The 21,253-nt window shown below is 36.4% G+C and carries 17 protein-coding genes and 1 riboswitch; of the genes, 5 read left to right on the top strand and 12 right to left on the bottom strand.

Features of this window, described 5'->3' with window-relative positions:
- The first annotated feature begins 350 nt into the window (after positions 1–350).
- On the top strand, positions 351–1,031 hold the full coding sequence (locus tag NJT12_RS02080) for a cysteine hydrolase family protein (protein ID WP_271334276.1): 681 nt from the start codon (positions 351–353) through the stop codon (positions 1,029–1,031).
- Between the two features lie 31 nt (positions 1,032–1,062).
- Here NJT12_RS02080 and NJT12_RS02075 read toward each other — a convergent pair whose 3' ends face one another.
- From NJT12_RS02075 to NJT12_RS02060, 4 genes are all read right to left on the bottom strand, one after another.
- Positions 1,063–2,256, bottom strand: coding sequence for an MFS transporter (locus tag NJT12_RS02075; RefSeq protein WP_271334275.1), 1,194 nt, complete (start codon positions 2,254–2,256; stop codon positions 1,063–1,065).
- A 159-nt stretch (positions 2,257–2,415) separates the two neighbouring features.
- A complete protein-coding gene (locus NJT12_RS02070) occupies positions 2,416–3,369 on the bottom strand; it encodes a carbohydrate kinase family protein (protein ID WP_271334274.1) in 954 nt (317 codons plus the stop codon).
- A gap of 99 nt (positions 3,370–3,468) precedes the next feature.
- Positions 3,469–4,785 (bottom strand): MFS transporter, encoded by a 1,317-nt coding sequence (locus tag NJT12_RS02065; RefSeq protein WP_271334273.1) that lies wholly within the window; start codon positions 4,783–4,785, stop codon positions 3,469–3,471.
- 25 nt (positions 4,786–4,810) lie between these two features.
- Positions 4,811–6,247 (bottom strand): mannitol dehydrogenase family protein, encoded by a 1,437-nt coding sequence (locus tag NJT12_RS02060; protein ID WP_271334272.1) that lies wholly within the window; start codon positions 6,245–6,247, stop codon positions 4,811–4,813.
- 324 nt (positions 6,248–6,571) lie between these two features.
- Between NJT12_RS02060 and NJT12_RS02055 the strand changes: the two genes are divergently transcribed.
- Together NJT12_RS02055 and NJT12_RS02050 are read left to right on the top strand one after the other, a co-directional pair.
- Positions 6,572–7,594, top strand: coding sequence for a LacI family DNA-binding transcriptional regulator (locus NJT12_RS02055; RefSeq protein WP_271334271.1), 1,023 nt, complete (start codon positions 6,572–6,574; stop codon positions 7,592–7,594).
- Positions 7,595–7,681: 87 nt separating this feature from the next.
- Positions 7,682–9,130, top strand: coding sequence for an FAD-dependent oxidoreductase (locus tag NJT12_RS02050; RefSeq protein WP_276597892.1), 1,449 nt, complete (start codon positions 7,682–7,684; stop codon positions 9,128–9,130).
- A 70-nt stretch (positions 9,131–9,200) separates the two neighbouring features.
- On the opposite strand, the gene NJT12_RS02045 is transcribed toward NJT12_RS02050, so the two are convergent.
- Genes NJT12_RS02045 through NJT12_RS02030 form a run of 4 tightly spaced genes read right to left on the bottom strand, consistent with a single transcriptional unit; the run spans position 9,201 to position 14,005 of the window.
- Positions 9,201–10,148: a DUF4465 domain-containing protein gene (locus tag NJT12_RS02045; protein ID WP_271334269.1), complete on the bottom strand. Its 948-nt coding sequence runs from the start codon at positions 10,146–10,148 to the stop codon at positions 9,201–9,203.
- 59 nt (positions 10,149–10,207) lie between these two features.
- Complete coding sequence (locus tag NJT12_RS02040) at positions 10,208–11,434, bottom strand: hypothetical protein (RefSeq protein WP_271334268.1); 1,227 nt, start codon at positions 11,432–11,434, stop codon at positions 10,208–10,210.
- Positions 11,435–11,441: 7 nt separating this feature from the next.
- Positions 11,442–12,671, bottom strand: coding sequence for a hypothetical protein (locus NJT12_RS02035; RefSeq protein WP_271334267.1), 1,230 nt, complete (start codon positions 12,669–12,671; stop codon positions 11,442–11,444).
- A 44-nt stretch (positions 12,672–12,715) separates the two neighbouring features.
- Positions 12,716–14,005, bottom strand: a complete 1,290-nt coding sequence (locus NJT12_RS02030) for a cell surface protein (RefSeq protein WP_271334266.1) — start codon at positions 14,003–14,005, stop codon at positions 12,716–12,718.
- Between the two features lie 509 nt (positions 14,006–14,514).
- Positions 14,515–14,715, bottom strand: a riboswitch (cobalamin riboswitch).
- Between the two features lie 428 nt (positions 14,716–15,143).
- Here NJT12_RS02030 and NJT12_RS02025 point away from each other — a divergent pair.
- Positions 15,144–16,016 (top strand): cupin-like domain-containing protein, encoded by an 873-nt coding sequence (locus NJT12_RS02025; protein WP_271334265.1) that lies wholly within the window; start codon positions 15,144–15,146, stop codon positions 16,014–16,016.
- Between the two features lie 101 nt (positions 16,017–16,117).
- Here the strand turns inward: NJT12_RS02025 and NJT12_RS02020 are convergent, their stop codons facing one another.
- From NJT12_RS02020 to NJT12_RS02010, 3 genes are all read right to left on the bottom strand, one after another.
- A complete protein-coding gene (locus NJT12_RS02020; protein WP_271334264.1) occupies positions 16,118–16,867 on the bottom strand; it encodes a DeoR/GlpR family DNA-binding transcription regulator in 750 nt (249 codons plus the stop codon).
- A gap of 154 nt (positions 16,868–17,021) precedes the next feature.
- Complete coding sequence (locus NJT12_RS02015) at positions 17,022–17,687, bottom strand: HAD hydrolase-like protein (protein ID WP_271334263.1); 666 nt, start codon at positions 17,685–17,687, stop codon at positions 17,022–17,024.
- 25 nt (positions 17,688–17,712) lie between these two features.
- Entirely contained in the window at positions 17,713–18,879 is a 1,167-nt protein-coding gene (locus NJT12_RS02010; protein WP_271334262.1) for an MFS transporter, read from the bottom strand.
- A gap of 147 nt (positions 18,880–19,026) precedes the next feature.
- On the opposite strand from NJT12_RS02010, the gene NJT12_RS02005 reads away from it, so the two are divergent.
- On the top strand, positions 19,027–19,545 hold the full coding sequence (locus tag NJT12_RS02005) for a 5' nucleotidase, NT5C type (protein WP_271334261.1): 519 nt from the start codon (positions 19,027–19,029) through the stop codon (positions 19,543–19,545).
- 196 nt (positions 19,546–19,741) lie between these two features.
- Here NJT12_RS02005 and NJT12_RS02000 read toward each other — a convergent pair whose 3' ends face one another.
- A complete protein-coding gene (locus tag NJT12_RS02000; protein WP_271334260.1) occupies positions 19,742–21,157 on the bottom strand; it encodes an aldehyde dehydrogenase family protein in 1,416 nt (471 codons plus the stop codon).
- Positions 21,158–21,253 lie beyond the last annotated feature (96 nt).

The raw sequence follows: 21,253 nt of genomic DNA, 5'->3' as shown, positions 1-21,253 counted from the left end.
TTTGGTGAACTAGTTCAACGTCGATATTTTTTGCTTCACAATACCTTTGAAAAAAAAATGAGAGATGACAAATAATAAAAAATGATAAAAATTACAACCACGTTTTGATGCCAATATAATAACTCAATTTCGAACACGAATTACACCAATTTGCACCAATTTCAATGTGTCTATTTAGTTTGCGAAATTAATTACACTAACAAATTAATACAATTAATAACCTAATAATGAAAGACGAAGCAAATTCATACTTGTCTTATACTTGTTCACAAGTTGGAAGAATTTAATCTTATAAATACCATAGATACGCACCCTTAATCAAATTTTAAAACTTAAAAACAAATAACAAAATGAAAAAAACAGCTGCAATACTATTGCTAATCGCTACTACAATAGCCTGCAATAAAAAAAACGATTTACCTCAACAAAATAATACGCAAAACACAAAAGAAATGGAAAACACAAAAACAGAAAAAACGGCATTAATTATCATTGATATCCAAAATGATTATTTCCCTGGTGGAACTATGGAACTTGTAGATGCTGAAAAAGCGGCACTTAAAGCAAAAGAGTTATTATCATATTTCAGAGCAAACAAAATGCCTGTAATACACATACAGCACATCGCGCTACAAGAAGGCGCTACCTTTTTTCTACCGGCCACAAAGGGTGCCGAAATTAATAAAATAGTTTCCCCGCTTGCCGATGAAAAGGTAATTACAAAAAACTATCCTAATAGTTTTAGAGATACTAAATTATTAGAGTATCTGCAGGAAAATAAAATTACCAATTTAGTTTTTGCAGGTATGATGACAGATGTTTGTATCGATGCTACAGTGAGAGCCTCTATGGATAATGGTTTTAAGAACATCTTAATTAGTGATGCCGTTGCTACGAGAGATCGTGAATTAAATGGCGAAACAGTTTCTGCAAAACAAATAAACACTGCTTACTTAGCCGGATTAAATGCTCTTGACGGCTTATATGCTAAAGTTGAATCAAGTAATGAGTTTCTTTTGGCAAAAAAATAAAAAGAGAATCTCTAAAACAAAACCTCTAAAATCAAATGACTTTAGAGGTTTTGCTGTTTTGTTTAAACTGAAACCAAACATATCCCAGGGCTAAGAAAACCATTGCTGCACTGCCATACATCAGCATTGGAATTTTTGCAATCACATCCTGATACACCCATCCGGCAAAAAGTGCCCCAAGGCCTATCCCTGCTTCCAGGGCAATATACATTGTGGCCATGGCTTTGCCACGGTGTTCAGCAAAACTCATATCGACAGTCCAGGCATTTAAAGCCGGAGAGACAATTCCGGTAGAAACGCCATAGAGTGCGGCTCCTGCCAAAAATCCGGTAATTGATGTCGAAAATCCAACAATTACCAGTGATATAATCAATAAGAAAAGTCCAATACCTATCAAATTAAGACGACCGTACTTATCAGAAGCTTTTCCGGCGCCAAAACGAATCATAACTGAAGTGATCGTGAAGACCATAAAAAATAAGCCTTTGTTGGCAATCCCTAAATGCTGGCTCCAGTCAGGAATTAACGTTAGGATCACACCATAAGCCATATAAGAAAGAAAAGTCACGATAGCTGCCGGAAGTACTTCGAGGGCAATAATATCTTTTCTTGAAATTTTTAAAATACGAAGGCTAAAACGCTGCTTGTGTTTCAGGGTTTCTTTCATGTTCATTAAAATAACAATAGAAAGAAGTGCAAAAACAGAAGAAGCATAAAAAAGCATGTTCATAGAAGAATACAATTTAATCGAACTCCCAATAGCGGGTCCAAGAGCCATACCTATCGAAAAACACAATCCGTGTAAACCTAAAGCTTCGCCCCAGCGCTCTCTTGGAACAATATCTGCAACATAAGCTGCAGTTGCCGTAGGTTTGAATCCGGTAGAAAATCCGTGAATTAACCTTAGAAATAAAAACCCGGAAACTGTTCCTAAAACGGGATATAAAATACCGCAGACAAAACAAACAATAGAACCAACTGCCATAACAGGTACTCTACCCAATGTATCAGTCAGCCTGCCGCTAAAAGGTCTTGAGATTCCTGCTGTTAATGTAAAAAGTGCAATGATTAATCCTTTGTATTCTGCTCCGCCCATATTGCTCAGGTATTCCGGAAGTTCAGGAATCAGCATATTAAAACTGGCAGAAAAAAGTAAGGAACTTAAACAGACTAATCCAAATTGCAGATTATAAATAGGATTGATGGCTTTTACAGGGGAATTCATGAGGATTTTTTAGAAGTGCAAAAATACTGAAAACTCCAGTTTAAAACTAATAACCTGCCTAAATTAGCCAGTCGTTTTTTTGCCAAAATAATTGTGTTGGCTAAATGCAGTAAAAGCAGCCAATTAATACATCAGCTGCCTTTACTTTATCTCAATAATTTAATGATTTACAATAGCGTCATTAAGTTCCTCTTCTCGTGAATGACTATTTTGTGTCTTTGTGAAAAGTTTAAAATCTGATATTTCATATTCAGGACATGCTCCTTCTTTTGATGTTATATAGGCGCCTAAGCTTACTGCCTGTTTCATTATATCGTCTATTGAGGCTGCTTTTTCAAGTCTTTTAGATAAGAAACCTGCTAAAAAGGCATCTCCGCTTCCTACGGTATCGGCCACTACGATATCTACAGCCGGATACAGGTAAAAATTACCATCGCTGGCATAAAGTGCGCCTTTACTTCCTTTTGATACTATAACTTCGGGCAATTTGAAAGTATCTTGCAAATAGCTGACAATATCTTCTTCTGAATCGTATTTCTTTCCTAAAAATTCTCTTAGCAGCAATAATTCCGCTTTATTGAATTTGGCAAGGTGAGATTTATGCAAAAGGTCTTTAATGACACTTAAATCATAATGTGGCTTCCTTAGGTTTATGTCAAAAACATTAAACGTACTGTTTTCAAGCAAGGTAAAAAGTGTGTTTTTAGATTGCGGACTTCTTGTTGCAAGTGAGCCAAAAACAAGAGCATCTTCATTTCTAATCAGCTCTATATCCTGAGGTGTTGCTTCAATAAAATCCCAGGCTACATTGGTCACAATATCATAATGTGCTTCCTTGTGCTCATCAAATGTGGCAACGACAGTACTGGTTGAATAATTCTTGTTCAGTTGTATGCTCTTAACCGGCATGTTCCAACTGTCTATTTTTTTTATAATTTCCCTCCCCGGATCATCATCTCCTACACTACTGATCATTCGGGAATCAATCCCCATTTTAAAAAGATTGTAAGCAACGTTAAAAGGTGCTCCTCCGGCACTTTTCTCTTTCCCCGGAAAAAGGTCCCATAACACTTCGCCAAAACAGGCTACTTTGATTTTATTTGAATTTGTCATTTTTGTATTCTTTATACTTTAGAATAACACATTGCAATGCATTATTATATCGCGTCCCGCCGGAACTTAAAATTAAGTACATGCGACGGTTTTAATTGTTTATATAATATCTTTTTCTCTGGGCTGTGATCCAACTAAAGCGTATAACAATATCAGTAATTCGCACACCAGGGTAAGACACCATGTCCAGCGCCATGAACCAAAAAGGTCTGCCATTGCACCTTGAAGCAGGGTAAAAACTGCCCCACCAAATACTGCTGAGATAAAAACTCCCGAAGCCTTCGAGGTATATTGTTTTAAACCTTTTATAGAAAGCGAATAAATACAGCTCCACATAGATGAATGCAGTAAACCTATCGCAACCAAAAACCAGATATTTTGAAAAACCATGGCAATTACAGCAAAAATCGCCGCTATAATGGTGGTAGTAATTAATTGCTGACGTGCTGAAACCTTGCTAAGAAAACTGGATATCACGCGCCCAACCAGAAAACCACCCCAATAAAGCGTAGAAAGCAAAGCGTGTATTCCAAGATCCATCCCGCCAATAATAATGTCTGTCTTTCCGAAAAAAGAAACGGGATTTCCGAGTTCTTCCAATTCGAATGCATACAAATTAATATTGGCACCAATAGCTACTTCTGTACCTACATAAAAGAAAATGGCCAATACTCCCAATGCAAAATGCCTAAAAGACCAAATACTCTTTTCGAGTTTTTCTCCTACTTTGGCACGGGTATGTGCGATATCAGGAATATCAAGTTTTCGTACCAAAAGTGCGACTGCAGCAATACAGAGTATCAGCAGTAAAAGCGGTGTGATTAGCTGTTTGATTTCGATATTATCAATAGAAATTCCCCTGAACATTACCAGCGTCACAAAAAAGGGCGCTGAAGTAGTTCCTATAGAATTAATACCTGTTGTAATACTCAAACGCTGAACGGGCTGTGTACCGGGTAAATCATAAGAAGCCACATACGGATTTACTACAACTTGTATTATCGCAGCAGAGGTTCCCATTAGGTAAGAACCCAATAAGAAAATAATATATCCGTACGGAATAATTGCTCCGCCTGCCGCAAAATGAAAATCAGGGAACTTATACCCTATCTCTACGGCAAACAAATACATTACCAATCCGGATATGATAAAGAAAATACCGCGAATTATGGTTTTCTTGTATCCAAACCTGTTGACCCACTTACTTCCTAATGTACCATTTATAAGATATCCCAGAAAAAAGAAAAAAGAAATCAAGGTGGTCAGCGTATTTTTATAAGCTCCAGCCTCAGATAAAAATGTAAATTTAAGAGGTGCCTGAAGCTGCTCGTTTACAGTGGTAAGAAATCCCACAATAAAGTAAATAAAAGTAACTACCACATACGGCAATATTCGATTTTGAGATTTTAGTTTCATATTTGTTGTATTAACAGAATGACCGTTACGCTACTATTGTTGTTAACACGGCCACTATTCCGTCTTGTTTTATAGCGGTAACAAAATGAATATAAGCTGTTGTGAATTGCTCTGAACTGCTAAGATCACAACTTTTAAAAGGGGCTAACTTTAGAAAACCCAGAGGATCATTGCTTTCTATAAGTTCACTGTCGACTGTATCCAGCCAAGGTTCCGCTATATCATATTGTAATCCGTTACTATCTGTTTTGTATTTTAAATAATGCCTGTAAGAAGCGATAAGAAAAGCCATTCTTGAGAGATCCTTATCGTCTTTTATCATCTTGCCAAGATTAGGCATAATGTAAACGGGAAATTTCGAAATACCATCATAACACAATCTGCTCAGCTGATCGCTTACTGCATGATTGGCAAAACGCTCCAGAAGTGTCTTTTTATATCGTTCGAGATCTATCCCTTTTGGTGCAGGAACATAAGGTGTAATATCGATATTCATAAAATCTTTTAGCAGATTAACAAAAAGCGGATCGTGCATCGCAACATCAACTTTACGGTAACCGGCTAAAAATGCAGGATAAGACAAAAGTGTGTGCGATGCATTTAGAAGACTTAGCTTCATGTTTTCGAAAACAGCAACATCTTTTACAAACTCAACTCCTACTCTTTCCCATGCTGGTCTTCCTGCAATAAAATTATCCTCAATAACCCACTGAATAAAGTCTTCGCAATACACAGGCGCTTTGTCATCGATCCCGCTATTCTTGTTCAGGCGTATTATATCGTCCGGTGTTGTAGCGGGCGTAATTCGATCTACCATACTATTAGGAAACGTAACATGTTCTGCTACCCAAATAGCCAGTTCGGCATCTTGTGCTTCTATAAATGCTGTAAATGCTTTTCTTGCCGTATCTCCGTTATGTTGCAGGTTGTCGCACGAAAGAATAGTGATACCGCCATTTCCCATTTGCTTGCGGGCACGTAAACCTTCGGCTATAAACCCGAAAACTGTAGCAGGTGATTTTGGATTCTGAATATCATGTTTGATTTTTTCATCCTCAAGCCTGAAATTCCCTGTTTCCTTATCCAAATTATATCCGCCTTCAGTAATTGTCAGTGAGATAATCTTTATGTTACTTTCGGCAATCTTATCAATTACAGCTTTTGGATTTTCATAACCTGCAATAATTTCCTGAATTGCACCAATTTTATAAACTTCGTCTTGCCCATTTCGGCCACATACAGTTACAGTATAGTCAAAATCCTGTGACTTTAAGTTTTCTACATTTTTCTTATCAGCAATCAATAAGCTCACACCGCATATTCCCCATTCGCTTTGGTCCTTATGGGCCAATAATTCATTTGTATAAAATGCCTCATGTGCTCTGTGAAAGTTGCCAACCCCAATATGTACTATACCCTGACTAATATCTTTGGCATTATATTGATACTCTATAGTTTTCATTTTTTAAATTTATTTGGTAATAATTTGTCGATATTTTTATCAAACTTATAACATTCACTTACTATTTACATCGTTTTCGTAAAAAAACCATTATGGGAACGTTCCCAATATCTTGGGAACGTTCCCAGAGTATCAAATTGTATTCTTTGACCTCTCCTGTTATTAAAATTAACCCATAGACATGCAGGCTTTTCACCTAATAATAAAGCGTTTAACTTCTTAAAATTACAAAAAAATATTGCTGCAAAATAAATAGGTTTCTTTCTCAATGTATAATCTATGTTTTTATGTGTTAGATTATTATTATTTTTGAATAAATTAAGCATGATGAAACGAACTACCATAAAAGATCTTGCACAGTATCTGTCCTTATCCACTTCTACCATTTCGAGAGCGTTGCTTAATGATAAAAACATACATGCCGATACAAAAAACAGGGTAATAGAAGCTGCACAAAAATTGGGTTATAAACCCAATGTAACGGCTTTGAACTTAAAATACGGTAAAACAAAAAGTATAGGATTTGTTGTTCCGGAAATGACAACACCTTTTTCATCAAAAGTGCTGCAAGGTGTTCACAATATTCTTTATCCTTTGGGATATAAAGTTATAATTCTACAATCAGATGAAGATCCTTTGCGCGAAAGGGAGAATCTGCTTTTGCTCGAAAGTTTCAATGTTGACGGAATTATAATCAATCTCTGCCATGAAACACACAATCAGGAAATCTATCAGGAAATAATACAAAGAGGAACTCCGCTTGTATTCTTCGACAGGATACCTCAAAATACACTCGATGTCTCAAAAGTTCTGGTCGATGATCACATTAAAGCTTCTTTGATGATCGAACATCTAATCAGTTGTGGCCGAACCAAAATAGTGCATCTAATGGGACCTTCGACTGTTCGTAATTCTGTAGAACGCGCCGGAGGTTACCAGCGTATTTTAACCAAACACAATCTTTATGATGCTCAATTGATGGTCAAAACAAATGGAGTGGGATTTGACGATGGAAGAATTGCTGCTAAAAAATTACTGGACAACAAAGTACAATTTGACAGTATCTTTGCTTTTACTGATACACTGGCTATTGGTGCGATGAACTATTTACAGGAACAAGGTATAAAGGTTCCCGAAGAAATTGCCATTGCAAGTTTTTCAGGAACAGAATTCTCTGTCAATGTGTATCCGCAATTAACGAGTGTAGAACAGCCTTTGACAAAAATGGGAGAAAGTGCGGCGACACTTTTAATCGAAAAGATAAAAGATGATTCATCACCAAGCCGAACGATAATTCTGGACGCTAAACTGGTATACCGAGCCTCTACATTAGGGAAGGCTTTATAAAAAAAATTAGCACGGCATTATCAGGAAATTACATAAAGACAATTGGGTTCAGCCTGATTAAAGAAAAAAAATAAAGGAGTGGGAAAAATGGAAAATGAAAAGACAAACTGGATTATTTGTCCGGAGTGTCAGGGACAAGGCAAAAAAAGTCAGCGGCTCAGTAAGAAAGTGAGACTCCAATACCAGACTGCGTTAGATCAATTCGAAAAAGCAAATAATGAAGGAATAACACCGGTACGTCCTAAAGCCCACCTCAACTCCTGCCTGAACTGTTCCGGATCCGGATTGATTACTTCCATAAACCCTGTTTTGCCAGATAAAGAAAATTATCCGCATGTCGCTATTATTGGTGCGGGCATAGGTGGAGTCGCTCTGGCGGTTGCTTGTTTGCACCGCAGGATTCCTTTTACTCTTTATGAACGCGACAACAATTTCGATTCGCGTTCTCAGGGCTACGGGCTGACTTTGCAACAAGCCAGTAAAGCAATCGAGGGATTGGGTATTTTCTCCTTAGACGATGGCGTTGTTTCAACACGGCATTTGGTTCACACTACAGAAGGAAAAGTAATTGGGGAATGGGGCGTGAGAAAATGGGTGTCATCTGATGCAAAAACATTTCAAAAACGCTCCAATATACATATTGCACGACAATCTTTGCGACTGGAGCTGCTGGAGCAGCTTGGCGGACAGGAAAAAGTAAATTGGGATCACCAATTAATGGATTTTAAAAAATGCGAAGATGAAAGTTTTACGCTGAGCTTTCAGGTAAACGGAGCAATAAAAAATTGCAAGGCAGACCTTGTGGTTGGTGCTGATGGTATTCGCAGTTCAGTTCGGAAAATGCTGATTGGCGAAGATATTACACCTTTACGTTATCTGGGTTGTATTGTGATATTGGGGATTTGCCCTCTAAAATCTCTTGAAGGTCTTAATAGTTCCTTATTAGACTCGGCTACTGTTTTTCAAACTGCCAATGGCAATGAACGAATTTACATCATGCCTTATAAATCAGATTCGGTTATGTGGCAGCTTAGTTTCCCAATGCCGGAAGAAGAGGCAAAAGCATTAAGTGCTCAGGGACTTAAAGCTCTTAAAGAAGAAGCGTGTCGCAGAACGCAGTGGCACAGTCCTGTTCCTGAAATTTTAGAAGCAACACCAGAAGCGCAGATTTCCGGTTATCCGGTCTATGATCGGGAATTACTCGAATCTGAATTGTTGAATAAAGGCGGACAAATAACGCTGATCGGAGATGCAGCTCACCCAATGAGCCCGTTTAAGGGACAAGGTGCGAACCAGGCGCTGTTAGATGCGCTCACGCTCGCCCGAATGATATTTAAAGGATGTAAATCTTTATCTCACTGGAAAAAAGTGGGTCTAAGAGAAAGTGTCCTGAATGAGTTTGAAAAAGAAATGCTGGAACGCAGTGCTGTCAAGGTAAAAGATTCTGCAGACGCCGCGGAGTTCCTGCATTCTGAAATTGTACTTCATGAAGGAGACGAACCAAGAGGACGCCGTTTAAAGAAAAAAGACAGATAACAAACATGTTTAAATAAATAAGAGCCATTCTTTCGATGGCTCTTATTGTATCTGATATTTTCAAATAATTTTATTCTATTCTTCTTACTGATAATTTATCCAAACAGAAATAAGCTGCGGTATTTATTCCGTACACTAAATCGAAGTCTGTTGAAGACATTTGAAAAACAAGGTATTTTACTTCTCCTAAACTCTGAAGACCACTTGTGCTTACATTCGCCCAGCCTGTAGGCATAACTAACGAAGATCCTGTATGATTTGCTAATGTATGACTAATAGGGTTCGTAATAGTTCCGTCTTCGGTTACTCCGTAAATCAACAATTTGAAAGAATCACCCGAGGTAAACGCTCTTGCGAATCCATCTCCGTACAAACAACCGTAATAAGGCCATGGATGCATGTTGATTTTTAATCCTTCGACTTTGTATAATCCAGAGTTTCCTATTTTAATCCAGTTAGAAAAACCGCTTTCGCTAAAAGTAGTTCCTTGTGGATTTTTAGGATCTAAATAACTTGACCAATACGCAACAATATAAGGATCTCCAGGTGTCCCGGGTGTTCCCGGAGCTACTGAAGAAGAAGTTCCAAAACCACTTCCCGCCATAGTTCCCCATTGATGAGCCACCCAGCCATCAGATCCGCCAGGTGCAGCACCAGAACCGTAATCTTTAACATCATTTACATTTGATACCGTAAAACCATCCCAGTAATTATAACCGGCAGAAGTTGCTGTATGCGAAAATGTAAAAATGTCAACATTAAGATTGGTACCTGAAACATAGGTGTTTTCCCAGTATTTACCTCCTGCTGTAGTCGTTCCGCTTGCTAATAATGCACTCGTTAGATTAAGCGTTGACAGGGTTCCAATTGCAGGATCTGTTACCGTTTTTTTTGTTTTGCTACTTGTGCTTTTTGCTGTTGCACTGGCGCTTTCGTTACTTAAAGGAGCGTCGTCATTATTACAGGATGAAAGACCTAAGAAAAGACCGACTGTCAAAAAATAAAGTACTTTTTTCATAATTTATAAAATTTAGGGTTATTATTCGTCTTTAATTACTTTAGAAAAAGTATTCCTGCTTACTTGCTTTTAGAAAAATTCAAATCTTCGGCTTGTACAAAGTGGCTGGTTACCAAATCTGTACCACCTGCCTCTGCAAATGTTGACACGAATACTTTGACAAAATCAATTCCCGGCAAATGAACTTTCTTTCCGTTATTGTCTACAGCCCAACTAATATCTATTGACGGATCTTTGATACCTCCGTAACCCCACTCAAAAGTTCCTACATTATAGACTGTTCCCTCTCCATCACTTACATCTTTTATGGGCAGATATATTTTTGTTCCTTTTACTGTATAAGATTCTCCCATCCATTGTGGATAATAATTATATCGTCTCCATTTTTTTGTTTTTGTAATAAAACCGGAAGCATTTTTATTATCTGTCCATTTAAGATATTCTTTATCAAATTGCCAGTCTTTTGTGCCTGTTACAGCTGCTTTAGCCGGATTAGGTTTGTTGTATGTAATTTCATAATTTTTAACAGTCGTCGATTTATTATGTTCGCTGCCCGCAATTTCATACCATTCGTTTTCGTCTGCAATACCATTTTTATTTGCATCGTAGGCAACATATATACTTACAGGCGAAAATTTTAAACTACCGCTGTTCTGGGTCATTAAAACCGTAAAGTCGCGTTTGCCATACGTATTTATTACAGTATGATCAAATTTTGTAACGATCGATCCTCCAAAAGTTCCTAATGCAATATCATTTCCTTCTATAAGATCTGACTGAATTTGTTCCATAACATCAGCTTTGGCAGTAAATGGAGTATTATCACTATTATAGCTGGGTGCAAGTAAATAATCGATAAGCAATAATGCTTTTGAAGTATAGGTTTTACCTGTTTCTGAAACAGCAACTTTTGTAGACGCTTGTTTTGTCATTTTGCCTAACGTTACGGTTAAATCTACTGCATAACTGGCAGCTTTGGGCGCTATGAACTGTAATGTCTTTGTGTCTGCAATAACAGAATCTTTTACAGCTCCACTGGTACCGGTTACTTTTACTGTCCATTTGTATTTTGCAAGAGCGGGATCGCCATTTTCAATAAGCACTTCCGGATCAACGCTAACTGTATTGTACCTGCTAACTGTAAATTCTGAAACTAATTTTAATGAAATTGAAGCTTCTTTTACAGGTTGTATTTGAGGATCTTGTTCTTTTGAATCGTCATTGCTACAGCAATAAAAAGTGCCAATAGCGACAAGAAACAAACTATGTTTTAAATACTTTTTCATATTCTGATTATTTTACTTTTTTTAAATTGTATTTTTTTAATAGTTGAAGATCGGCTGCACCTGCAAATCGGGTAGCCATTGAAGACTGTTGATGGCAAAGTCCCATTGGTTCGCTCACACAGTTCACTACTTTTATAAAATTGATTCCCGGTAGATTGGCTTTATTTCCGTTTTTATCTACTGCCCAGTCGATATCAATATCAGGGTTTACAGCATTTGCATATCCCCATTGCGGAGGAGTAAAATTCCATAAGGTAGTTTGTCCGGGACGTGCCGTAATAAAATCTACATTCAGTCTTGTACCTTGATAAGTAACTGCAGTCTGAGAAGACCACAAAGGATAATATTCTTTTTTAGTCTTAGATCTTGGCATATAATAAGACTCTGCCGAGTTGTTTTCGCAAAAGATGTGCTCACGATCTGTAAACATATCATTAGGTCCTCCTACAACTACAGGCGCTCCTGCTGCTTTTTTATGATAAGTAATTTTAAAATTCTTTATAGTATTTGCTTTCGCATGCTGACTTCCTATGATTTCATACCATTCGTCTTCGTCCGGTTTTCCGTTTCCGTTTTTATCATAAGCAACATAGATCAATCCCGGTGCCGGCGGATTAGCCTTATCGCTCAAATCTCCTCCATATATTTTAAAATCACTTTGTCCCGGAACATTCACAACAGTATGATCAAAACCCACAATAATAGAACCTCCAAAACCTCCTAAGTCAAGTTCATATCCTACACTGGTTTCATTGATTCTGCCCAATGCAGTTCGTGCCATGTCTTCTTTTTTAAATCCGTCTTTATATAAATCGTTGGCAAACATTCCCGGTGCCGGATCAAAATCAAAGATGCTTGTGATGTACGGACTGAAATTTTTGGCTTCATTCGTTACATTCACTATTGTTTTTTTACTTCCCTTTTTGTCTCCTGAAGTAACATTTAAAGTAAGTTCGTAACTACCTGCGTAAATGGCTGCAAAACGTAGGTCTTTTGTATTTCCTACGATAGAATCAGTCGTTTGGTTCACAGGATTTTTTGTCAAAATCCATTCATAAACAGGACTGGTTATTTCGGCAGAAGACGTTATGTTTAAAATGCTAAATGTTGGAGCTTCATATTTTTCCTGAAGTGTAATTGCGATCAATTTTTGTTCAGGGTTATCATCATTACTGCTGCATCCTGTAAAGACGGCTGCAAAGGCAATTAATAATAAATGGGTAAAGTTTTTTTTCATAGTTTTTGATATAATAATTTTAATTTAATACGTTATTCAATTGATTATCGGGTTGGGATATTTTCTCCTAAAAGATGCAAATCTGTTGCTCCCATAACCTCCGTCGAAGTTTCACCCAGCCATCCTGCCTGCTGATTAAGACCATTGTAGACTTTGACAAAATCGATTCCGGGAAGCTTAATTTTATTTCCGCTTTTGTCAATTGCCCAATCAATATCAATCGCAGAATCATCGTCATTATTAGGTGCATTATCTGCGTATCCGTATAAAAAGGCATACTGTACAAAATAACTTCCCGTTCCGCTTTCATCGACTGCATTATCCGGTAATCTTGTTCCTTTAAAAGTGATACTTGGCTGGTCTTTTAGCCATTTTGGCCAGTATTCAAGAGAATGATTATAGGCATTGTTTTGTACCAGATAACCGTCTTTGCCCTGATTGTCTTTCCAATAGATATATTCCGTATCTGTAAAATTTACTGTTCCTGTGCCGCCACCGGGAACGGGTTTTTTATTAGGATCAGGTCTGTAATACGTTATCTCATAATTATGAATCGTTTTTTCCATTTTATGTCCGGCACCTTCAATTTCATACCATTCATCATCCGGAAGTCCGTTTTTATTTTTATCATAAGACACCATTATTACTCCTGCTTCACTGCTACCGCCACGCATAGTGCTTTTAGGGTTAGGATTGGCTTCTGCCCAAAATGCATTACCCAATACCCTGAAATCACGTTTGCCTTTGATATTTACAATAGTGTGGTCAAAACCAAAAACAACATAACCTCCAAAAGCGCCAAGAGAAATCAAGTCCCCGTTTTTCTTGGCGAGGTAAGTATTGGTTCTCGTCAAAATTCTTTCTGTTGTATCGCCATCATTGGCTGCCGGCAAATCGTTTATGAATTGTCCCGGGGCAGGTTTGAATTCAAAAACTTTAGCTATAAAAGTTTTAAACTCTTTTGTTTCTTTACTAACCGTTATCACAATTTTCTGGTTCTGAATGGCGCCCTTATCGTTTATAGTCACTGTCAGGTTATAAGTGCCAACTTCTGTTGCTGCAAACAGGGCTTCTTTTGTCGTTGTATTGACCAACGAATAATTCTGTGTTGGAGCATTCGTGACCGTCCAGCTGTAGGTTGCATCTGCGCTCACAACAATATTGGGACTTATGGCAAGTATGGTAAATCTTGGTACATTATAAGGGATATCCTGACCGGCTATGGGAGGAATATTTTCATCATTCGTTCCGCCATTATCTGAACAATTGGTCAGCAAAAGTGCTGCAGCCAAAAGAAGTACTGATCTGAAATAGGACAAGGATTTTTTATACATATCTATTATTTTTTGATTCTGATTAAAAGTGATATTTATTAAAGTTTTTATTTAATTAACTATACTTATTGATTTGTTTATATATAAAATACAAGAGCTAAAATGACTAATGAAAATTTGGTGTGAGGTCATGCAGAATCCTTTGATTTTGAAATTTAACAAAAGAGGTAAATAAGAATTTTTCTAAATTTGGGTTTGAAACATAATAGGTATTATACTTCTTGAGAATTTGTAATATTTTTTTGGAAAGGTTTTTTTTGGGAACTAAATACAGATGAAGTTTAGACTTTAATATCTCGGGATTTAAAAAACAAAAACGAGTTTCAGGCTCCTTGAAATAAACCAGGGAAGCAGAAATTATAAAATGAAATAAAAGTTTTTTTCCGGTATTGTACATCACTCATTTAATTAAATAAACTCCGGAATGTATGAATGAAAAGCAATAAGAGAGAATCCCGTTATACAATAACAGGTCAATTCTTGTTGTTCAACTTTATTCCACGAAAGTTTTACACTATGTGATTGTGGCAGGTCTCCTGACTTGTTCCATCTTTAAACAGCCTTCTCATCCGCAAAGCGGGACAATGGCATTAGTAACGTTTAAAGACTTATATAGAACTTACAGTAGCGGGTCTGTTCAGGATTTGCACCTGATTCCCTTTTAACTGTTTTTTCTTAAGAAAAAACAGACCAAAATCTGAGGGTAAATATATAATTATCTTTATAAAAATCCACTACTTTTTATCATTAAATTAAATTTATCACAATTTATATAAAAAATGTAATGGTTAAACTTCTAAATATTTGAATAAAATATCATTTCCTTAAGAAAAAGCTTTTTTGATTTTTTAATGAATACTTTTAAAGATTTTAATATAAACCAATGTGGTCTGTATCAATAAATCAGCAACTTTATTTTAATGAAGAATGTGTATCTTTACTATAAAAAAGCTTACAATACTTTTTTTAGCATACTGGGCGATGTAGTAATACAGGCAGTAAAAATTACAAATTTTGTTCTTAATCACATTCTTGGCAACTGTCAAATATTACTTTAATAAAACTGGTTGAGCTATTGGGCTTTTATGCAACTAGCAAATGTGCACTGAATTTATATAACTTAAAAAAACTATTACATATGTCATTTGATTATATACCGATAGAAAGGGTTGAAAAGCTTACAAAAAAAGAGTTTATAGAAAATTATTACAAACCTCAGAAACCTGTTGTAATTACCAATCAAATAGAAGACTGGCCTGCGTTTAGCAAATGGGATTTTAATTTTATAAGGGAAGTTGCCGGTGAGAAAATGGTTCCTTTATATGACAGCCGTAAAACCGATTATACCAAAAAAGTGAATGAGCCGGATTTTACAATCACTATGTCTGAGTATATCGATATTCTTGAAAAGGGTCCAACAGATCTTCGGATATTCTTGTACAATCTTATGAAAGAGGTTCCTGTAATGAAGGCTGATATGCATTGGCCGCGTCTGGGAATCCGCCTGCTTAAAAACCTGCCTCTTGTTTTCTTTGGCGGTCAGGATGCGAAGGTTTTCATGCATTATGATATTGATTTTCCCAATATTTTTCATGTTCATTTTGAAGGTAAAAAACAATGTGTCCTGGTTGATCCCAAAGAAACAAAATATATGTACCGCCTACCCTATTCGTGGTTGTGTAATGAGGATATTGATTTTGATAATCCTGATTATGAACGATTTCCGGCACTTAGAAAAGTAAGGCCTTATATTACGGAGCTGAACCACGGAGAAATGCTTTATATGCCGGAAGGCTGGTGGCATTATATGAAATACCTTTCACCGGGATTCTCGCTTAGCCTGCGTTCTCTTGCCGGACGCCCATCTAACTTATGGAAGGGTTTTGCTAACGTTGCAATCATTCGTTATTATGATAACTGGATGCGCAAAAGAAAGGGTCAGGAATGGCTGGATTATAAGGATGCAGAATCTATACGCAGGACTAATGCTACTTTAGAAGCTGCCAAATAATACAATAAATGAGTTAAAACATAAAAAAAGCTCCAAAATCAATTGACTTTGGGGCTTTTTTAATTCTATGAGACTTAAAATCAATTGGCTAAAAAATCACGTCAAATCAATTTAATTCCTAAACTTCTGTAAGCATCAAGTTTACTGTCATCGCTTGATAAATCTGTAATAAGTGCGTTTATATCTTTAAGATCACAAACCTTAAAGGATTCTGTATTATTTATTTTTTCGATATTTCCTAAAACAATTATTTGTTTAGCATTGGCTAGCATAATGCGTTTTATTTCTGCTTCATCATTAAAAGTTGACGTTATCCCAAATTTACTCTGTATGGCACATGCACCCATAAAATAAACATCAGCGATATAATTTCTGATCTCCTCACGGCTTTTTGCTCCTAAATTCGTTTCTGTATGTCTGTTGTAAACACCTCCTAAAACAATAATTTCAATGTTTTTAAATTTTGAAAGAATTGGTACTAAGGCCACATTATTAGTTACAATCCTTAAACTTGAATTAAGCGGAAGATGAGCTGCAATTGCACATACAGTCGTACCGCCATCCATAAAAACTGTTTGTCCGTTTTTAATAAATTGCCGGGCTTTTAACGCAATTGTCTTTTTACCATCTGAAAGATAAGACGCGCGATCCTGAAAATTCAAAGGATTCTTTGATATCGGGATTGCGCCTCCCCTGACTTTAGATAATAATCCGTTATTGTGAAGAAGTTCGATATCCCGTCTAATTGTATCTTCAGAAACTTCAAGATCAACTGCCAGCATATCATAGGTTACTTTGTCTTTTTGTTTTAATAATCTAAGTATATGGTCAAAACGTTCTTCTTTTATCATCAAATTTTATTATTAATCCTTTGGGTATAATTAGTTATAAAACATACTGTTTCCCTTTCGAAAAGTCATTTCATTTAATAAATAATGCAGAAATCAATCCTGCAGAAAACTGTATTTTATGCATTACCCAATACAAAATATTAAATATTATAGCTTAAAGAATTTTTAAAAAGTTTGATAATTCTTTAATTTCTTCGAAAACAATTGCGCCTGTCTCTCTCATTTCGTTTTCATTGAATCCATTAGAAAGTCCATACACATTAAAACCTTCCTCTACCGCATTTTTCAGTCCAACAATGCTGTCGGCAATTACAAAGCATTCCTCTGGTTGATATCCTATAGTTGTTGCAACATTCGAATATAACGCAGTGTCTGGATTTTGCTTCTCTATTTCAGAAGTAGTCAATATTTTCTCTGGCGTAAAAAGATTAAGTAGATTAGTCAACTTTAGATTGAATTCAATTTCTTCCTGGGGAACATTGGACAATACGAAAAATGGCATTTCAGGTATTTCCAGTATTCTTCTTACTCCTTCTTTAACATCAAGTCCACTCCTTAATTCTTCATAGATTTTTTTTCTTACTTCTTCTTCAAAATCATTTGCAACATTGATCACTATAAGATCTTTAAGTTGTTTTATATTCTCTTCGATTCCTTTTTCGCTAAAAAGACTCAAGGCATCATCAAGCTCTATGTTTAATCCGTACTCCTCGGCTTTATCTAACAGGATCGAAATTATTATTGTTTCTGCATTGAGTAAAATTGTATCACTATTAAATATAATACATGCAATTACGGGAGCGGCCTTTTCTTGTTTCATTCCTTTTGTTAATCTGTAAAATATTTTATTCCTGTTTTCTTACCTTATAAACTGTTGCTACTACTACCAACAAAATCCCACAGCTGCCTAAGGCTATTGGCAAAGAGAATGCTTGTGCAAGCAATCCAAGTAAAGCAGGTCCTGCCAATTGTCCCGCATATCCCATTGTGGTAACTGCCGGAATAGCAATTGATGCTGATATGTTCTTTAGTCGTCCGGCTTCGCTTAAAAAAACAGGAACAATATTAGCAGCGCCTAATCCTAAAAGAATAAACCCAATCAATGCTGTTATGGTCCACGGAGTCAATACTGCCAGAAACAATCCTGAAGCAGCGATAAGACTTCCTGCTACAACAACTTTTTTACTATTAAAACGTGACACTATTTTATCGCCAACAAGTCGCATTGTAGCCATAGCAATTGAAAACATGGCATATCCTATTCCGGTAAACGCTTCATTGACACCTCGGTTTTCGTGCAGGAATAATGCGCTCCAATCTAACATTGCTCCTTCAGAAAGAAATACTATAAAACACATAATTCCGAGGAAAATCACGCTTCTCTTAAGCCAGGAGAAAGATTTTTGTCCAACTTCCTTATCTGGAGAAAAACTCTCTATTGCAGCTTTTTCTGTGCCTGCATCAAATAGAAAACGGTATTGGGAGGTTACAATTAAAATAAGCAATATTGCTATACTTACTGCTGCTGTTATAGGTTCTAAGCCAAATTTCATTAAAAAGCCCAAGCCCAGAGAACCAAAAAGTCCGCCTACGCTAAAAAGACCGTGAAGGGATGACATTATAGGTTTACCAAATAAATTCTGAACCTGAACACCGTGAGAATTCATGGCGACATCTACCGTTCCTACTGCTGCGCCAAAGACAAATAATGCAATACCCATTGCTACTGCAGTGTTCAAAATTAAAAGCAACGGCAACGTGAACGCCATCAATAATGTAGCGCAAAGAATAACAATCCTGTTACCATATTTATGTCCCAGATAACCGCTAACAGGCATCATGGTGATTGCGCCACAACCCAACATTAATAGTAACAAACCCAAATTGGCGTCATCAAGGTTCAATCGTTGTTTTGCATAAGGAACCATTGGCGCCCAACTTGCTATTCCTAATCCGCATACTAAAAACATTGTTTTTGTTGCAGTTTTAGCCTTAACCACTTTATTAATCATATTTCATCATTTAAATATTATTTGCAAATTAATGCAAATTTGCATTAATTTGCAAATAATATTATAGAATTAAAATTTAGAAGTCAAAATAATGAGATCTTCTTATCGAAAATTCTCTCAAAAAATGAACTATTAAAAATAATTAAAATGAAAAAAAGACTAATTGTAGATATCGATGGTGTCATTGCTGACATTTACGGACAGTTTAGAAAATTTGAATTGGAGGATTTTGGTACTAATCAGGATTACTCTGAAATTACCGGAAAACTGGAAGAAGAGGCTTTTGTGAATGGGGAAATCTATATGGCGACCAAGGGATTTTTTAGAAATGCTTCTGTTATTCCAGGCAGCGTCGAGGCATTAAAAAAATTAAATAAGACTCATGATTTGTTTATTGTTTCTGCTGCTACAAAATTCCCTAATAGTATGGCAGAAAAACAGGAATGGCTTCTGGAAAACTTTCCGTTTATAACATGGCAGCAGATTGTATTTTGCGGAACAAAAGAGATTGTGAAAGGTGATATAATGATTGATGATCATTTTAAAAATCTGGATAAATTCTATGGTCAGACAATATTGTTTAGCCAGCCTCACAATCTTAACCGTGTCGAAAATGGTCATAACAGGGTTGCAAACTGGGACGAAATTAGCCAATTGCTTTTATAGATTTTGGAATTCAGCCCGATCTAAAAAAATTGCAAATCAGGCTGAAATAGAAAACTCCTCAATAATTAAAATGAGGAGTTTTTTATATCTAATAAAGTATTGAAATTTATCTATTACGATTCACTTACTAAAAGCTATACTTTAAACAATATTAATTTGATCAGCATATCAATTATTGCTGTTGCGTATACTTAGATTATTCTAAAATAGCTTTTGGCTCTAAGTATTCTTCTAAACCAAAAATGCCGTATTCCCTGCCAATTCCTGATTGTTTAAATCCGCCAAAAGGAGCTTTTGAATCGTGCGAAATACCATTGATACAAATTCTGCCTGCATCAATTTGAGAAGCTACGTGATAAGCTCTCTCTTTACTGGCAGAACTTACATAAGCAGCTAATCCGTAACTGGTGTCATTTGCTATTGCAATAGCATCTTCTTCGTCTTTGTACGGGATAATTGATAATACCGGACCAAAAATTTCTTCCTGAGCAATACGCATATCATTTTTTACATTAGTAAAAATGGTTGCTTTTACATAGTTTCCGTCTTCTAATCCTTCTGGTTTTCCTTCGCCGCCAACTAATAATGTTGCTCCTTCCTGCTGACCAATCCTGATATAGTCCTGCACACGTTCGTATTGTTTTTTATTTACCATTGGTCCCACAACAGTATCGACATCTTTAGGATTACCCACTTTTATATTTTGAATCACAGCTTTTGCTATTGCATTTACTTCTTCTAGTTTGCTTTCAGGAACGAGTAAACGGGTCGCCGCTGCACAAGCCTGACCGCTATTTAAGTATGCCGCAAAAATTGCAGTTGGAATCGCTTCCTGTAAATTAGCATCGTCTAAGATAACATTAGGAGATTTTCCTCCCAGTTCGAGGGTAACTCTTTTCATTGAATCAACGGCGCCTTTTGCAATTATTTTCCCTACTGCTGTTGAACCTGTAAAAGCAATTTTCGAAACATTTGTATTACCGGTAAGTTCTGCACCAACTACATCACCCAGACCATTTACAAAATTTATAACGCCTTTTGGTAAACCAGCCTCATGAAAACATTCAGCAATAATTTGTGTTTGCTGTGTACTCATTTCACTTGGTTTTACAACAACTGTACAACCTGCGGCAATAGCAGTAGAAAGTTTGGTAACAATGAATCCGTTACTCATATTCCAGGGGATAATAATCCCTACAACTCCTACCGGCTGTAAATAAACTTTTGAATTCCCTACAGTTTGTTCGAAATCGAAATTCTTCAATACATCAATCATCGCGCTAAAATCACTTACCATATTTTGCGAAACCATCGAGCAAAACTGAAATGTTCCACCATATTCTTCTACCATTACATTCGTCAGGTCTTTTTCACGTCTGCTTACGATAGCACGCAACTTTTCAAGATAGCTAATACGCTCTTCTTTGGTGGTTTTCGAGAATGTTTTATAAGCATCTTTTGCTGCAGCAATAGCATTTTGGGTATCGACCTCATCTCCTAAAACTGCCTCACCTGTTTTTTGATTTGTAACAGGGCTAATAAGGTCAAATCTTTGTGTACCATGTGGTGTTACAAATTCTCCGTTGATATAAACTTTATCAATTGTCGTCATAATAAGTCTTTTTTTGTTACTGTAAAGGTCAGTAATCATACTGCGAAAAGACTTTCTCTAAAGCTCAAAGATAATTTGCTATAGGGCTCATTTGTA

Origin of the sequence: Flavobacterium azizsancarii (assembly GCF_027980145.1) — a bacterium.
Lineage (GTDB): Bacteria > Bacteroidota > Bacteroidia > Flavobacteriales > Flavobacteriaceae > Flavobacterium > Flavobacterium azizsancarii.
This window is presented reverse-complemented; position numbering and strand designations above follow the sequence as displayed.